Annotated in this window: 14 protein-coding genes and 1 pseudogene; 5 read left to right on the top strand and 10 right to left on the bottom strand. The window is 71.5% G+C overall.

From position 1 onward, the window contains the following. Nucleotides 1–186: 186 nt before the first annotated feature. The 6 genes from NH2_RS10425 to NH2_RS10400 form a co-directional block, all read right to left on the bottom strand. On the bottom strand, nucleotides 187–639 hold the full coding sequence (locus tag NH2_RS10425; RefSeq protein ID WP_067651853.1) for a hypothetical protein: 453 nt from the start codon (nucleotides 637–639) through the stop codon (nucleotides 187–189). Further along, entirely contained in the window at nucleotides 617–2,698 is a 2,082-nt protein-coding gene (locus tag NH2_RS29750; RefSeq protein WP_067651850.1) for an RHS repeat-associated core domain-containing protein, read from the bottom strand. The genes NH2_RS10425 and NH2_RS29750 overlap by 23 nt, the downstream gene beginning before the upstream one ends. Next, nucleotides 2,695–6,759: a putative T7SS-secreted protein gene (locus NH2_RS29740; protein WP_067651847.1), complete on the bottom strand. Its 4,065-nt coding sequence runs from the start codon at nucleotides 6,757–6,759 to the stop codon at nucleotides 2,695–2,697. Before NH2_RS29740 ends, NH2_RS29750 begins: the two co-directional genes overlap by 4 nt. A 6-nt stretch (nucleotides 6,760–6,765) precedes the next feature. Continuing rightward, the gene (locus NH2_RS10410) at nucleotides 6,766–7,395 is read right to left on the bottom strand and encodes a hypothetical protein (RefSeq protein ID WP_067651844.1); all 630 of its coding nucleotides are present in this window, start codon (nucleotides 7,393–7,395) and stop codon (nucleotides 6,766–6,768) included. Then, the gene (locus tag NH2_RS10405; protein ID WP_084505384.1) at nucleotides 7,392–7,781 is read right to left on the bottom strand and encodes a hypothetical protein; all 390 of its coding nucleotides are present in this window, start codon (nucleotides 7,779–7,781) and stop codon (nucleotides 7,392–7,394) included. Before NH2_RS10405 ends, NH2_RS10410 begins: the two co-directional genes overlap by 4 nt. 458 nt (nucleotides 7,782–8,239) lie before the next feature. Further along, nucleotides 8,240–8,686: an Hsp20/alpha crystallin family protein gene (locus tag NH2_RS10400; RefSeq protein ID WP_067651841.1), complete on the bottom strand. Its 447-nt coding sequence runs from the start codon at nucleotides 8,684–8,686 to the stop codon at nucleotides 8,240–8,242. A 137-nt stretch (nucleotides 8,687–8,823) separates the two neighbouring features. Here NH2_RS10400 and NH2_RS10395 point away from each other — a divergent pair, with 137 nt between their 5' ends. Further along, nucleotides 8,824–9,177: a MerR family transcriptional regulator gene (locus NH2_RS10395; protein WP_067651839.1), complete on the top strand. Its 354-nt coding sequence runs from the start codon at nucleotides 8,824–8,826 to the stop codon at nucleotides 9,175–9,177. Beyond that, a complete protein-coding gene (locus NH2_RS10390; RefSeq protein WP_067651836.1) occupies nucleotides 9,174–9,893 on the top strand; it encodes an alpha/beta fold hydrolase in 720 nt (239 codons plus the stop codon). Before NH2_RS10395 ends, NH2_RS10390 begins: the two co-directional genes overlap by 4 nt. A gap of 4 nt (nucleotides 9,894–9,897) precedes the next feature. Here the strand turns inward: NH2_RS10390 and NH2_RS10385 are convergent, their stop codons facing one another. Continuing rightward, nucleotides 9,898–10,287 carry an antibiotic biosynthesis monooxygenase gene (locus NH2_RS10385; protein ID WP_067651833.1) on the bottom strand — a complete coding sequence of 130 codons (390 nt, stop codon included), beginning with the start codon at nucleotides 10,285–10,287 and terminating at the stop codon, nucleotides 9,898–9,900. A gap of 217 nt (nucleotides 10,288–10,504) precedes the next feature. Between NH2_RS10385 and NH2_RS10380 the strand changes: the two genes are divergently transcribed. After that, nucleotides 10,505–11,092 (top strand): hypothetical protein, encoded by a 588-nt coding sequence (locus NH2_RS10380; protein WP_067651830.1) that lies wholly within the window; start codon nucleotides 10,505–10,507, stop codon nucleotides 11,090–11,092. A 4-nt stretch (nucleotides 11,093–11,096) separates the two neighbouring features. On the opposite strand, the gene NH2_RS10375 is transcribed toward NH2_RS10380, so the two are convergent. Next, nucleotides 11,097–11,894 (bottom strand): SAM-dependent methyltransferase, encoded by a 798-nt coding sequence (locus NH2_RS10375; protein WP_067651827.1) that lies wholly within the window; start codon nucleotides 11,892–11,894, stop codon nucleotides 11,097–11,099. Nucleotides 11,895–12,313: 419 nt separating this feature from the next. Here NH2_RS10375 and pgfA point away from each other — a divergent pair, with 419 nt between their 5' ends. Beyond that, nucleotides 12,314–13,372 carry a cell envelope lipid trafficking protein PgfA gene (gene pgfA, locus NH2_RS10370; RefSeq protein WP_067651824.1) on the top strand — a complete coding sequence of 353 codons (1,059 nt, stop codon included), beginning with the start codon at nucleotides 12,314–12,316 and terminating at the stop codon, nucleotides 13,370–13,372. Nucleotides 13,373–13,399: 27 nt separating this feature from the next. On the opposite strand, the pseudogene NH2_RS28030 reads toward pgfA, so the two are convergent. Both NH2_RS28030 and NH2_RS10365 read right to left on the bottom strand, forming a co-directional pair. After that, nucleotides 13,400–13,609 (bottom strand): annotated as a pseudogene (locus NH2_RS28030) (SDR family oxidoreductase); the annotation flags it as partial. Nucleotides 13,610–13,694: 85 nt separating this feature from the next. Beyond that, nucleotides 13,695–14,297 (bottom strand): class I SAM-dependent methyltransferase, encoded by a 603-nt coding sequence (locus tag NH2_RS10365; RefSeq protein WP_067651821.1) that lies wholly within the window; start codon nucleotides 14,295–14,297, stop codon nucleotides 13,695–13,697. 215 nt (nucleotides 14,298–14,512) lie between these two features. On the opposite strand from NH2_RS10365, the gene NH2_RS10360 reads away from it, so the two are divergent. Then, nucleotides 14,513–14,914, top strand: coding sequence for a VOC family protein (locus tag NH2_RS10360; RefSeq protein ID WP_067651819.1), 402 nt, complete (start codon nucleotides 14,513–14,515; stop codon nucleotides 14,912–14,914). The last annotated feature ends 27 nt before the right edge of the window (nucleotides 14,915–14,941 follow it).

Raw genomic sequence — 14,941 nt, 5'->3', positions numbered from 1 at the left:
CCGTTTCGGCGCGAACACCTCGGAAGCAGCGCGGCCCCGGCGTTGCCCGCCTACCGCACGGTGTCGGGGTGGTGCAGGATATAGCGCTGCTGACCACGGCTCGAGAGCGGAGCCGCTGCAGGACGCCTTCGACCCCGTGAGCCATCCGGTCCAGACCGATGCGTTACCGCACCACGAATCCTCCGATCACGCCTCGGCAGTAGCGAAGAAACCCAGGAGCTCGTGTTCGTCGTCGAAGGTCATGGCCAGGGCGGTCATGTCGTGCGACACGAAGTCGAGGCTCTCGCCGACTTCTGCGCGCAGGGATCGAAGCCAATCCGGCCCGGTGACTACGCAGTCCATCCATGGCCGCGTTTCGAGGCCGGTGCGACAGTAGAACCTGTCTCGAATCCCCGCTACCGCCAGCAGCTGCCGATACATGGTCCCGATCACTGCTTCGGTGCTGCCGTCCGGCACCCGCACGAACGGGGTCGACGAGGTCTTCATGAAGGCCGCGAAAGCTTCGGCTATCCACTGAGGGAAGACATCATCCTGGACAAACCCGGCGACTTCGACATCCGCAAGGTTCGCGGTGAGCGCCGCAGCAGCGGCCCCTTCGCGCCGCTGCTGAAGTTTCCTACGCAGTTCCTGACTCGTCATTGTCTTGTTTTATCCGGTAGTAGAAGTGGTGCTTGTCCCCGACCTGTTGATATCGCTCGCCCATCATATTGACGTTGTGCGTCCCCACCTTCGGTCGGCCCGCGTGAAAATGCGGGTGGGATGCCCTCGGGTCGGCGGTGTGTTCGGCGATGACGCGAGTCCCCTGGGGAGTCTCGTATTGGTAGTAGCGGCCGTGGCGGCCGGGATTGGAGTCGAATACGTAGTTCCCGGGCCGGTGGTACTGCGCCGGGTCGGCACCGACGGTCCACTGACGAACCAGTTGCTGACTTCGCGGGATTCCGGCACGGTCCATCGCGGCGTGGAACGCTTGGGTTCTATTGCAGTACGGTCGCTCTTCGGCATCTTTGCCGCACGGGGTCAATCCGGTCGGGTCGCAGCTCACCGTGGGATTGCCCGGGTAGCTGTGCGGGTTGGGGGCGGGCAGGAGGCCGAGTGGGTCGGCACTGAGGTAGCGGCCGGTCTCGGGGTCGTAATAGCGGTGCTGGTTGTAGTGCAGCCCGGTCTCCGGGTCGTGCAGCTGGCCGGGGAAGCGTAGCGGGGTGTCGGCATCGCCGATCCAGCGGGTGCGGCCCCAGAGTTCGGTTTCGGCGGCCGCGACGGATCGGGCGTCGGTGGGGTCGATCAGCTCGACGGGAGTGCCGACGAGATCGCTGACGATGGCGTGGAATCGGCGGTCGAGGTCGTCGCGGTGCGTGGTCTGAGCGAGGGGTGTGTAGGTGCCCGGCTGGTAGTGCCAGCGAATGACGCTGTCCGCGGTGACTTGCCCCATGAGCTGGTCGCCGTCCCAGTGGTAGTCGGTGCGTTCCAGCACGGTGCCGTCGGTGGCGAGGTGCTGTTTGGTGGTGCGGCGGCCGAGGGCGTCGTAGGTGTAGTGCCACCACTGCCTGGCGGGGGTCCAGACATCGGTGAGCTGGTCGAAGCCGTCGTAGCGGTAGAACCAGACGTCGGGTTTGCGGGATGGGCGGGTGGTGATCCTGCGGATCAGCCGGCCCGCATCGTCGTAGTGATAGCGGGTCCGGCCCGCGCGCACCAGGCGGGTGCCTCGGTACTGCCTGCGGCGCATCCGGGGATTCGGCCGGTGGGTGGTCCGGGCAGCGGTGATGTTGGACAGTGCGTCGTAGGTGTAGGTCTCGGCGGGAGCCGTGCCGTCGCTGACGGCGGTGATCCGGCCCATCGGGTCGAGCGCGAAGTCCTGGCGAAGGTTCGCGCTCGGCGTGCCGGTGGCCCGGGAGAGGAGGTAGTCGTCGGGCCGCCAGGTGTAGGTATCGGTGCGCAGCTCGGCGGGGGCGCGGCGGGGTTCGCCGAGGTCGAGCATGCTCGGCGGGTGCGCTGTCACCGTCTGGCCGGTGAGCCGCCCGACCCGGTCCAGGTCGCGGGTGACGGCGATGTGGCCGACGGCCCAGCCGGTGAGCTGTCCGGCGGCGTCGTGATCGAAGCGGAGGACATGCCCGTCGGCGCCGAGCGTTGCGGGTCTGCCTGCGGGGTCGTAGCTCCACCGGGTCTGCGTGCCGGAGTGGTCGGTGCGCCGGGTGCGCCGGCCGAGCGGGTCGTATTCGTGCCGGAGGATGTGCTCGCCGTCGCGGGTCTCGGTGGCGATCGCGCCGGTGGCGGTGCGGGTGAATTCGAGGCTGTGGCCGGTCTCGTCGCCGTGGCCGGAGATGGCGGAGAGCATGCGGCCGGCGCCGTCGTCGGTGAAGCGGCGCCACGCTCCGGACGCCGCCGTGACGCTCGTGAGGCAGCCGAGGGAGTCGTAGGTGTGCGTACGGGTGTCACCGGTCGCGGGGGTCACCGTGGCGATCGGGCCCGCCGCCGCGCGCGTGTACTGGCTCCGTGCCCCGCTGTAGTCGGTCTCGGCGGCGAGCTGTCCGGCCGGGTCGTAGGCGTAGTGCCAGACCTGGCCGAGCGGGTTCACCACGGCGGTCAGGCGTCCCTCGGCGTCGTAGCGGTAGCGAGTGACCGCGCCGTCCGGGTCGGTCCGGGCGGTGCGCAGATCCCAGCTGCCGTTCGCGAATTCGGTGACCCCGCCCGCCCGGTTCACGTGCCGGGTGGGTGACGCCTCCCCGTCGTGCTCCCAGGTCTCGCCGTGCCCGTCGGGGTCGGTCCGGGACAGCAGCGTGCCCTCCGGCGACCACCGGTAGCGGGTGCTGCGACCGAGCGGGTCGGTGATCTCGGCCGGTCGGCCGAACCGGTCGCGGCGGATACGGGTGATGCCGTCGAGCGGGTCGACGACGGCGACCGGCAGTCCGGCCGCGTCGGTCTCGATCCGGGTGCAGGTGCCATCGGCCTCGGTGATCGAGGCCAGGGCGCCGCAGGCGTGGTAGGTGTACTCCGTGCGGGCCCCGGCCGGATCGATGGAGGCGGCCAGGGTGCCGTTGCCGTGCCATCCTGCTGGGTCACCGCGCCGTCGGGGCCGGTGATGCGGGACTGCCTTCCCGGCTCGGCGTAGGCGAGATCCACGGCGGTGCCGTCGGGCCGCTCGATCCGGGCCGGGTCGCCGTCGGTGGTGTACAGGTAGCGGGTGACGGCGCCGTCGGGGCCGGTGACGGTGAGCGGTTTGCGGTCGCTGTTGTAGTCGATGCGGGTGTGCGCGCCGGTGGGGGAGCGGAGGTCGCGCAGCCGCAGGTCGCTGTCGAAGCCGTAGCTGGTCGCCGCGCCCAGCGAATCGGTGTGCAGGGTGGTGCTGCCGGTGCCGCCGGGGTGGTCGCGGTACGCGAAGGTCGCGGAGAGGATGCCGTGGGTGCCGTGCTGGGCGACGACCCGGCCGCGGTGGTCGTAGGTGTTCGACATCGAGGTGCCGCGGGAGTCGGTCCACGACAGAATGCGGCCGTCGGCGTCGTAGGTGAATCGCGACGTGGCGCCCATGGCTTCGGTGACCGCGACGAGATCGCCTGCCTCGTAGTCGAATCGGCGGATGACGATGACGTCGGCATCACCGCCGTGCAGTGCCAGTGCGGTGATGCGGCCCAGTCGCGGGTCGGTGTCGACGCGTACCCGATAGCCGCCGGAGTGGGTGATCGCGGTGGGTGCGCCGTCGGGGTCGTAGTGGAAGCGGATGCGGTTGCGGTGCCGGTCGGTGATGGCGGAGATCGCGTAGTTGCCGCGGCGTTCGTCGGCGCCGCGCAGCGGCGATTCGGGGGCGAAGTGCCAGGTGATCTCGCGTTCCGGGTCGTGGACCCGGTAGGAGCCGGTTTCGGTGCGGGTGCAGGTCGAGCGCGAGCCGCCGGACAGCGGGCGTACCGGAGCGCCCGGTTGCGGGTGCGGGTAGGCAAGAAGGATGCCGTCCTCGCCGGCGAAGACGATGCCGTCGCGGTCGACGATCAGCCGGATGTCGAGGGTGGTCGACCAGGTGCGGCCGAACCAGCGGCCCCAGCGGTAGTTGGAGCGGTGCCTGCGGTTGAGGGTCAGTGGCAGGACGCCGGGGAGGTCGAGGTCGACGGTGGGGAGGAGGAATTCGCCGGTGGCGACGTCTACCGGGTCGCCGCACGCGGTGGTCTGGGAGGGGTCGCGGTCGTTGGCGGGGTCGCCGGAGCGGGCTTCGTCGCCGATGCCGGTGTCGGTGTCGGCGCGTTGTTCCATCGGGGTGCTGTCGCCGGGTGGGTCGGGTTCCGGGCTGCGGGTTGCGGGGGAGTCCGGTGTAACCGGGCGGGTGTCGACGGCTGGGCGGTTGGTGTCCGTGGTGATCTCGGGGCGGCGGGGGGAGGTGGGGTCGAGGCCGGCGCGGGGCCGGTCCGGGTCCGCGCGGGGCCGGTCCGGGTCGGGGCGGGGGTTGACCGGGTCGGGGCGGCGCGGAGTGTCCGGGAGTTCGGGGGTGGGTCGTGGGGCGGGCGCATCGGGGCGGGCCGGGGACGGTGTGGTCGAGCTCTGGCTGTTGGGGTGGGTGCCCGGGGAGTGGGGCGCGACGGGACCTTGGTCCGGCGAGCCGGATCGTGTGGTTTCCGCCGTATCGGTGTCCGCGCGGGGGCGGGGGGTATCGGGGCGCTGTGCGTCCGGGTCGGAATCAGCACGCGCTGCGGGCCGATCACCGCGGCTGTCTGCGTCGGGGCGCCCGGCCGTGTCGGAGTCGCGGTGCGGGGTATCGGTGTCGGTCCGATCGCGGGGGGATTCCCCGTCCGTTCGGTCGTGAGGGAGGTCGGTGTCGGTTCGGTCGTGAGGGAGGTCGGCGTCGGTCCGGTCGTGAGGGAGGTCCGCGTCGGTCCGGTCGCGCGGCGAGCCGGCGTCCGGCGTTTCGGAATCCACCCGGCCCGGTGGCGGATCGGTGTCGACGCGAGAGTCGGAATCCGGCCGAGGAGCCGGACTGTCACCGTCGGCCCGGGTAGGCGATGTATCGGGGCTCGGCCGAGCGGCGGGGGTATCCGCATCGGCGGGCCGGACAGCGGGCGGCTCGGCATCCGGACGTGTCGCCGGGGCGTCGGGCTCCGGGCTCGCGGTCGGGCGGCCGGGGCCGGCGTCGATATCGGACCGGTCCGGCGGGGTGTAGGTATCGGGCCGCGGATCCGGTGGATCGTTGCCCGGCCCAGCGGTGCCCGGCCCGTTCGGGTCGCCGCCTCCGGGCCGCTCGGGCGCCGGCTCCGGCGCCGGCTCCTGCGGCCGGGCACCGGGGCCGTCCCCGCCCGCATCGGGTGTGCGATCGACCGGCGGCGCGCTGTCCGGAGCGCCTGCCCCGGCAGCACCGGCCTGCTCCTGCGGCTCGGGATCGGGCCGGTCCGGGGGCCCCGCGTCGATCGACGGCTCCGGCCCGGCTGAACCGGGCCGATCTGCCTGCGGCCCAGCGGAACCAGCACTCCCGGCATCCGGCGCGGGCGCGCGGGTGTCCACGGTGGGCTCGGGTCCCCCCGGACGGTCACCGAGGCCGGCCCGAGCCGGTGGCCCGTCCGGCGGCCCGGCCCCGGGCCGCCCCGCGGGCCCCGGCAGATCGACATCCGGCAACCCGCGGCCGGGCACACCCCGCCCCGGCAGTGCGTGCCGCACCCGATTCAGCAGCGACAACGGCGTCCGCGCCGCCCCCGCGCCGCCGGTCGCCACGGTGAGCAGCACCTCGCTGGTCAGCATCCCGGTGAACTCGAACGGACTGGTCCGCGCCTGATTCACCACCGCGTCCACGGCCGCCGCCGGATCGGACGCCAGCACCACGATCCCGGTGCCGAGGGTGGACAGATTGGCCAGGTAGTCGGCGGGATGGGTGACGTTGTACGGATCGGCCGGGTTCACCTGCCGCACGAACTGCACGATCCCGCTCAACCCGGTCAGCAATCCGTCGACGAAGCTGAGCCCCGCGTACTGCGAGATCGCGATGCCGTCCTCGATATTCGCGCCCATGCGGGAGGTGAACGGCGGCTCCGTCGGCGCCGTCTCCGTCGCGTCCGCGATGGCGGCCCCGGCCTGTTCGGCGGCGGCATTGCGGTTGGTGCGCGCCCGCTCGAGGATGTCCAGCGCGGCGCGGTACCGGCTCGACCAGGTGTCGACCAGCGGCGTCTCGGCTCGCGTCCGCGCGGGCAGCGAGTTCCACCAGCTCTTCTGCCGGTTCTCCTCGGCGATCGCGGCGTTCCACTCGGTGATGGCGTCGGCGGCGCCGCGCTGCGCGGTCTCCACCGCGTAGCCCCACTCGACGAGGGTGTTGGCGGCGTCGGTGAAGGCGTCGGCGGCGTCGAACCACAGCTGGGGCTGCGGGTCGAAGGCAGCGTCGAAGCCCGCCCTGCCCTCGCCGGTCCAGTCCCCGCCGTCGATCGAGCGCAGCCCCTGGCCGGTGAGCTCGACCGCCGCGGCCATGTCGGCGAGCGTGCTCGCGGACTCGCCGATGGCCTCCGGCTCCCCCCGGACCAGCTCCTTCGGGTCCTGGGTCTCACCGAGCTGCCGCTCCTCGAGCTCCCCGCCGAGCGCGGAGGAGATCTGGTCGCCGAAGTCGTCCAGCGCCTCGGCGGCCCCGTCCAGCCCGACCAGCTCGGCGCCTTCGGCGAGCAGGTCGAGGCCGTCGTCGGCGAGCTCGCCGAGCGTCTCGACCCCGCTCTCCCAGGCGGGTTCGACAACCGCGGCGACATCGTTGATGGCATCACCGGCCGCGTCGGCGAGATCCGTCAGCGGGTCGAGCGGATTCCACCCCATCCGCGTCTACTCCGGCGGGGCCAGGAGCGCCGCGGCCCGCTCGGCGCCGTCGGTGTCCCAGCCCGGGGACTCGCCCGTTGCCTGCGACACCTCATCGGCCAGCAGCGGATTCGTCAACACCGACACATTGGCGAGCGCCTGCGGGCCGACCTCCTGCACCACCTGCCAGTTCTGCTCGATGGTCGCGCTCGCCTCCGTGAAGGACTCCCGGCTGTAGTCGAGGTCGGCGACGTGGTTGAGCGGATTGTCGGCAAGCGTCTCCGACCAGGAGCGCTGCGCGATCTCCTCGCGGGACAGGTGCGGATTGCCCACGGTGTTGGTCCACACCGTCTGCAGTAACGCCGTCGCCTGAGAGTCCATCATGTGGTAGCGGCCCGCGGCGAGGTTCAGCGCCTCGGCGATCTCGTTGCCCGACTGCACCATCGACCGCACACCCCACGACCAGCGCTCGCAGTAGGTCTCGAACCCCTCCTGCACCCGCAGGTGCCCCGCCTCCAGCGGCGAGAGCGTGAGCAATGCGAACCCGCGCCCCGACGCCGCTGTCTCCTTGATCCCGAGCTCGGTGAGCACCCCGATCATCCCGGTGATGCCCTGCGCCGTCTGCTGCAGCGCGATCGGATCGACGTTCACGGTCACTGTTCGTCCGCCTCCTCGGCGATGTCCGGCGGGAACGCCATCGGCGCCGCCCCCGCGATATCGACGAGCACACCGGTGGGGACACCGGCACGCCGCTCCGCCCAATCCGCCAGGTCCGCACCGAATATCGTGTGATACCGATGGTTTTCCTGCACCCCGAGACCACGGGCGAGGACGTACCGCGCGAAGTCGGGTTCGCCGGTGAACCCGCACACCCACTCCACCCCGCCGTACGGGGTGGTCGACAACCGGCCGTCGGCGGTGATCGGCACCAGCAACGCCGCCGATCGGAACGCGGCCAGCAGCGCCTCCGGCTGGCCGAAACCCCGGTAGAACGAGGCGATCTCGTCCCGCAGCGCGGCTCGGCCGTCTCCCGATTCGATCACCCGCTCATCACCCCCGCATTCAGCACGGTGCCGCCAGCTTACCCGGCGATCAGATTCCGTTCGGAAGGGTGACCGGCCGCGTTGACCTGCGATGAATACGCACTGCGAGAATTACTTTCGATCTCTCCCGCCCATCGGCAGCACGGCAACGAGCCATGCGGCCCCTGCTGCCAGCGGAATCGGCGGGCGAGGAGATCGGGCATCGCTTTCTCCTCTCCGCACACAGCGGGTGGGGCGGGCCCGTGACCGCCGGGCCCGCCCCACATCGGGAAGAGTCGTGAAATCTGACACACAGTCGTATTCGCGAAACGGGCACCACCTGCCTTCCGATCGAATCCTCTCGAACCGTTTGCGCGGACCCGCGGGGACCGGGCGAGGTCCGCGCGGTGGGGGGTCACCATCCGTGGGGAGCGGGTCGCGGACTCGGCCGCGCTCCGATACCCCGGACGCGCGGCGTGTCAGGATCCGGCGAGTGCCTTGGTGTCGTGCTGCTGCTCGCCGCGGATGATCTCGATCTTGCGCGGCTTCGCCTTCTCCGCCACCGGGATCGTCACCCGCAGCACACCGTCGCGGTAGTCGGCGCGGATGCGCTCGGTGTCGAGCCCCTCGCCGAGGAAGAGTTGCCGGGAGAACACGCCGCGCGGCCGCTCCGCGGCGATCATCGACCGCCCCTGGTCCAGCTGCGCGCGCTCGGCGCGCACCGTCACCACATTGCGCTCGATATCCAGGTCGAGCGAGTCCGGGTCGATGCCGGGCAGATCGAACTCGGCCACGAAGTCCGAGCCCTCGCGCCAGGCGTCCATCGGCATCACCGCCGGACGGGCCGCCGTGCCGAACACCTGCTGCGTGAATCGGTCCAGATCCCGGAACGGATCGGTACGCATCAGCATGGTCGCCACCTCCACTACTCCTTATCTCGCTGTGTGTGGTGCCAGGTAATCTCTAGTGCCTGGCATAGATATTATGTAGCACTTCGATTAGGTGAGCGCAAGCGTTTCGATGAGATAATCTCGGAGTTCGAGGAAAAGGTGGTGAGCTGGCAATGGCGGAGAGGTCGAGCGGCGGGGCGGTACCGGTGCCCGGGTCGGATCGGGCGGTGTACGCGATCTCGGTGGCGGCCGAACTGGCGGGCATCGCGGTCCAGACGCTGCGGCTCTACGAGCAGCACGGGCTCATCACCCCGGCGCGCAGCTCCGGCGGCACCCGCCGCTACAGCGGTGACGATCTCGTTCGGCTGCAACGGATTTCGCAGCTCAGCGGCGCGGGGGTGAATCTGGCGGGGATCGGGCGGATCCTGGAGCTGGAGGATGACAATGCCGCGCTCACCGCCGAGCGCGATCAGCTCCGCGCCGATGCCGACGAGCCGCCGGAGCCGACCGGGGAGGCCGGCCCGTGATCGAGGTCGTGCGGGCGGGGAGCGGCCCCGAGGTGGTGCTGGTGCACGGCGGGGCGGGGCCGAGGGCGACCTGGGCGGGGCTGGAGTCGCTGCGGGAGCGGTGGACGCTGGTGTCGGTGTACCGGCGGGGCTTTCCGCCGAGCCCGCCGCCGCGCGGCGGTCAGGATTTCGAGGTCGATGCGGAGGACATCGCCGCGGTCGTGGGCGCCACCCGTCCGCACGTGGTCGCGCACTCCTACGGCACCCTCGGGACGCTCATCGCGGCCGGCCGCGACCCGAGCTCCGTGCGCTCGCTGACCATCATCGAACCGCCGCTGTACCACCTGGCCGACGACGACCGGGGGGTGCGGGCCCTGCGGCGGCTCGGCGATGCCGTGCTCACCGACGGGCCCGGCGCCGATCCCGCGCAGCTGCGCGAATTCCTCGGTCTCGCGGGCGCACCCGAGCCGCTCTCCGCCGGTGCGATGGCCGCGGTGCGGCGGGCACACGGCGCACGGCTGACGAGCGAGGCGCGTCCGCGGCTGGAGCCGATCCGCGTGCACGGCACCCCGGTGCTGGTCGCCTCGGGTGGGCACGCACCGGCCCTGGAACTGATCTGCGACGCGCTCGCCGACGCCGTGGCCGGGCAGCGGGTGTGCGCCGAGGGCGCGGGGCATTTCGTCGCGGCCGCACCGGGTTTCGCCGAGCGGCTGGAGCGGTTCCTGCTCTCGGCATAGCCCGCTACCGCCGGGCGAGCCGTTCGCGGGCATCCGCCCAGGACAGCGGTATCTGCTCCGGGCTCGCCGTGGAGGCGACGAACCCGGGCGTGCCCACCCGCCCCGCCATGTCGGCCAGCATGAGCGCGTGCGTGCCGCTGCGCACGAACGCCTCCATCGCCGCCTCGTCCGACCACGCGGAGAGCGTCAGAAACGTCTTGCGCGGCAACCGCGCGTCCAGGGTGTAGCCGACGCAGCCCGGCGCCTGCCGCAGCTGCTCGCGGATCCGCAGGGTCCAGCGCAGGAAGCGCGGAATGTCGCTGTAGCGGTTCAGGGGCAGCCGCGAGGTGAGCACGTGCAGGGTCTCGCCGGCAGCGGGGCGGTGGCTTCCGGTGGCCCAGGGCAGTACGGGCATGAGCTTCCTTCCATAGTGGAATGTTGCTCAGTCAGCGTATGTGCACAGCCGTAAACATTCAACCGGGTGGGGTCGGGGCTGTTCCTGCGTTCGTGCGCGGTTATCCGCGTCGGCGCCGGCACCCGCCGCGCGAGAGTGCCGATCGGGAGCGGCCGCGGGCGCCACCGCACGGTGACGCGCGTACGTTGTGATACCACGCAGTGAGGAGGGAACGCCGATGAGCACCGCGGCCGGGGCGAATCGAGTCACCGAGTGGTGGACCTACTCCCAGGGGCTGCGGCTGCGGCACCGGCTCGCGGTGCTGGCCTGCGACGGCGCCGAGGTGATCGCCGAGGCAGGCGGCTGGCTGTTCGATCGGGCGCAGGCCGGGTGGGAGGTGGCCGTGGTCCTCGCCGAGGTCACCGAGGTGGTGCCGCTGCAGCTGCTCGGCGCCACCGTACTCGAGCTCGAGGGGCCGCTCTCGGTTCCGGTGCACCACACCTGGCCGGAGCTGCTCATCGTGGCGCCCGAGCTGCTGGCCGCCGACGCGCGGGTGCGCGACGGCGTGCTCCGGTGCCTCGAGTACGACCTGCTCGACATCGTGGTGTGGGATCGCGACCTGCCCGCGGAGTTCGAGCCCCGGTTCCTCGGCGCGCACTATCGGCTCAGCGCCGCGGCGCGGGCCTTCAAAGCGCGGGCGCTCGCGCTCGGCGGCAACCCCGGCGCCGATGTGAGCGCGCCGGAGCGGTTCCGCGTCAGCAGCCCGCGCATGCGGGCCCTGGCCGAGTGTTTCGTGCTCGACGCCGTGGCCGTGCCCGAGAACTGAGGGGTCAGGGCTTGCGCGCCACCGCGCCGTACGCCGAGATCGGCCGGGGCTGCCCCACCTCGGCCGCATCGGGACGCCACTCGGTGATGGAGACGAAACCCGGCTCGACCGGCTCCAGCCCGTCGAACACGGCCGCGATCTGCTCCTTGGGGCGGGGCACGTACGGCGCGCCGCCGGTGCCGGTGTAGTTCTCGCACAGCGTCACGTAGGCCGCGCTGTCGTCGGTGCCGTCCCACAGCACCAGGTAGCTGCCGGAGGGGACGGCGTCCAGCACGGTGCCGACGATGCGGCGCAGGTCGTCATAGGAGCGGGCGTGCCCGAGCACCCCCATGAACATGACCGCGATCGGCTCGGTGAAGTCGAGGACCTCGCGGGCCTCGGCGAGGATGCGCTCCGGCTCGTGGTAGTCGTGCTCCAGGTAGGTGAGCGAGCCGTCCGTCCCGGTGCTGGTGAGCAGGGCGCGGGCGTGGGTGAGGACGAGCGGGTCGTTGTCCACGTAGACGACCCGCGCATCCGGGACGATGCTCTGGGCGACCTCGTGTGTGTTCTGCATGGTCGGCAACCCGGTGCCGATATCGAGGAACTGCCGGATCCCGGCCTCGGCGGCGAGATGGCGCACGGCGCGGATCAGGAACTGCCGCGACTGGATGGCCATGGTGGTGATGTCGGGGTCGACGGCGATACCCGCGTCCCCGGCGGCCCGGTCGACTTCGTAGTAGTCCTTCCCGCCCATCCAGTAGTTCCAGATGCGGGCGGAGTGCGGGATGTCGGTACGGATCGCCGCGCCGTGTCTCTCGGTCATGGAAAACGCTCTCCTGGTCGCTCCCGCGCCGCGGGATGAGACCGATCGGTCGTGCCCGCGGCGCGGGAAGAACAAGGTTTCCCTTGTGACGGTACAAGACTCGACGCGGGCATTCGATGTCAGGCGCCAAAGATGATGGTGCCCACCATTCGAGGCGACGTCGGCCTCCTGCTGTGCGGGGCGAGGATCGTGGCCTGCCCGAGGAAACCGGTCCGGGTGAGCAGGATCCCGATGGATGCCTCCCCGGCCGGCGCCGGGTCGCAACTGGTCGACGGCCGCTGGGTTCCCAGCCGCGTCTATCTGCGGTGATCGGAAATCGAAATGTCGGTGGCGGAAAGTGCTTCGTTTCCGGCCGGGAGCGCAATGGTTGTGACTACGGTCGTACCGCTCGTCTTTTCCGATATAGGGAGTGTCGTTCTGTGACACGCAAGATTCTCGTTTCCGCTCTCGCCGTTCTCGGTGTCCTGCTGGTGGCCGCGGCCGCGCTCGTGCCGGGGCAGCTCCGGGACTCCGCCGTCCGGGTTCCCGCCGATTTCACCCAGGAGACCGTGCTGGCGGGGACCGCCGCGCTGCTCGATCGGTCCAGCGTCATGGTGCCCGGACCGCTGCGAGTGGCGGAGGGGACCGAGATCCGGATCGACACCACCACCACGGCCGCATCCCGCACCGGGGCCGATGATCTGGTGGTGCGGACCGAGGCGAAGGGGGTGACCGGCACGGGCACCGAGTTCCACAGCGCGATCGATGTCGTGACCGTCGACCCCGGCACCCGGATCGCCGTGGCCGCACCGGAATCCACCATGCAGACGCCCGCTGCCGCGGCGGCCAGGCCGACCCCCGCGCGCACCGGGACCTACTGGACCTTCCCCGCCGACACCCCGCGCGCCGACCTCCCCTACTTCGACACCGCCACCCTGACCCCGGTCACGGCCGGCTACCTCGACGCCGACCGGGAGATCGAGGGGCAGCCGGTGCTGCACTTCCGCTTCGAGGTGCGCGACTACGACATGGCCGGCTCGCCCGCGAACAGCCAGCCCGCCCGGCTCCCGCTGCCCGCCGCCAAGTGGGGGCTGCCCGGCGGCGAGGTGCTCACCATGAACCTGTACTACACGCTGGTGCAGGACATGTGGGTGGAGCCGGAGACCGGCAGCGTGCTCGACACCGTCGTCCAGCCGACCTCGTACTTCGCCGCCGCGCCCGGTGACCCGAACCGGGTCGTGGTGTACGCGGGCGAGCTGCGGTTCACCCCCGAGACGGTGGCCGCGCTGGCGCGCACCGCGCAGGACGGGCGCGATTCGCTGCGGCTCGTCTTCGTCGCCGTGCCGATCGGCGTCGCCGTCGTCGGCGGACTGCTGGTGCTGGTCGCCGCCTACCTCGCCGTGCGCGGCAGGCGCCCGGGCTCCGGCGGGGGCAACGCCGGAGCGGCACCGGCCGCCGCGGCGGAGGATCGGCCGGATCCGATCACCGCAGGAAACTGACCCGCTCGCGGCTCCACGATTCTCAGCTCACATGAACCGCCCGCCGGTGACCTCGAGCGCCGTCCCGGTCATATACGACGACAGATCGGAGGCCAGGAACAGCGCCACCCCGGCCACCTCCGCGGGCTCACCGGCTCGCCCCAGCGGGATCTCCGCCATCTTCTGATCCCAGACCTTCTCCGGCATGGCGGCGGTCATCGCGGTGCGGATGAGCCCGGGCTGAATCGCGTTGACCCGCGGGCAGCGCGGTGGCCCCCGCGCCCGCCACCGGCACCCTGCGCGACCGACTGCTCGACCTGGTCCGGCGTACGTGGGGCCGCGGTCAGGACCGCGTGGGCGACAGGACCGCGACCAGGAAGTCCGAGCCGGGGCCGAAGGGGCGCAGGTCCCAGGTCGAGAGCAGCAGGTCGGGGGCGAGGCCGCTCGCCGCCGCGTCGGCGAGGAAATCGTCGAAGGCGTAGTCCCGGCCCGCGCCGAAGCCGATCACCGCGCGCCCGCCCGGGGCCAGGTGCCCGGCGAACCCCGCGAGCACGGCGGTCCTGGTCGGCGGCGCCACGAAGGTGAGCACATTGCCCGCGCACACCACGATGTCGAACTCGCCGGGCAGGTCCAGCTCGGCGAGGTCGCCGACCAGCCAGGTGGGGCCGGGATGGTCGGCCTCGGCGGCGGCGATCAGCACCGGATCCACATCCACGCCGACCACCGTGTGGCCGACGGTGTGCAGGTACCCGCCGACCCGCCCCGGCCCGCACCCCGCGTCCAGCACCCGGGAACCGCGCGGCAGCATGGCGTCGACCAGCCGCGCCTCGCCGACGATGTCCTCCCCGCGGGCCGCGAGGGTGCGGAAGCGCTCGATGTAGCGCGGGGAGTGTGTCGGGTCGGCGGCGGTGATCTCTTCCCACCTGCTCGGGATTCGCGGGTCCATGCTCCCAGTGTGTCCGGACGACGGCGGGGGCACACCTGCCTTCCCGAGTTCGAGTACAGCCGCCCGCTGTTAAGGTAGGACCCGTGACTGCCGGGTCGGCTTCGTGCCGTGAGCGAGACGGGTTCCCGGCCGCCCCCTGACTCCGGGGCGGGCCCGCGGCCCACCGAGTTCCGTTGCTGTGCGCACCGCATCATCCACGCAACGAGGAGCCTTTCATGTCACAACCCGATGTGCGTTTCGACCACACCATCGTCGCCGCCAAGGACAAACACGAGTCCGCGCGGTTCTTCACCGAGGTCTTCGGGCTGCCCGAGCCGCGGGAATCCGGATTCTTCGTCGAGGTGCGGCTCACCGACGGGCGGGTCTTCGACTTCGCCGAGCCGCCCATCGACTTCCCCGGCCAGCACTACGCCTTCCTGGTGAACGACGAGACCTTCGACCGGGTCATGGCGCAGCTGCACGACCGCGGCGTCACCTACTGGGCCGATCCCAGGCAGAGCAGGCCGGGGGAGATCAATACCAACCATGGCGGGCGCGGCGTCTACCTCGACGACCCGTCCGGGCATCACCTCGAAGCGCTCACCGCGCGCTACGACGGATACCCCGCCCTGAGCTGACGGTCGTGTCCGGCGGGTGAGGCGCCG

The organism is Nocardia harenae NBRC 108248 (assembly GCF_001612885.1).
Taxonomy (GTDB): Bacteria; Actinomycetota; Actinomycetes; order Mycobacteriales; family Mycobacteriaceae; genus Nocardia; species Nocardia harenae.
This window is presented reverse-complemented; position numbering and strand designations above follow the sequence as displayed.

Excerpts from the sequence above, each read along its gene's own strand:
- NH2_RS10375 (WP_067651827.1), bottom strand. The coding sequence starts at position 11,894 with ATGACCGAGAGACACGGCGCGGCGATCCGTACCGACATCCCGCACTCC.
- NH2_RS10380 (WP_067651830.1), top strand. The coding sequence starts at position 10,505 with ATGAGCACCGCGGCCGGGGCGAATCGAGTCACCGAGTGGTGGACCTAC.
- NH2_RS10395 (WP_067651839.1), top strand. The coding sequence starts at position 8,824 with ATGGCGGAGAGGTCGAGCGGCGGGGCGGTACCGGTGCCCGGGTCGGAT.
- NH2_RS10360 (WP_067651819.1), top strand. The coding sequence starts at position 14,513 with ATGTCACAACCCGATGTGCGTTTCGACCACACCATCGTCGCCGCCAAG.
- NH2_RS10365 (WP_067651821.1), bottom strand. The coding sequence starts at position 14,297 with ATGGACCCGCGAATCCCGAGCAGGTGGGAAGAGATCACCGCCGCCGAC.
- NH2_RS10385 (WP_067651833.1), bottom strand. The coding sequence starts at position 10,287 with ATGCCCGTACTGCCCTGGGCCACCGGAAGCCACCGCCCCGCTGCCGGC.
- NH2_RS29740 (WP_067651847.1), bottom strand. The coding sequence starts at position 6,759 with ATGGGGTGGAATCCGCTCGACCCGCTGACGGATCTCGCCGACGCGGCC.
- NH2_RS10425 (WP_067651853.1), bottom strand. The coding sequence starts at position 639 with ATGACGAGTCAGGAACTGCGTAGGAAACTTCAGCAGCGGCGCGAAGGG.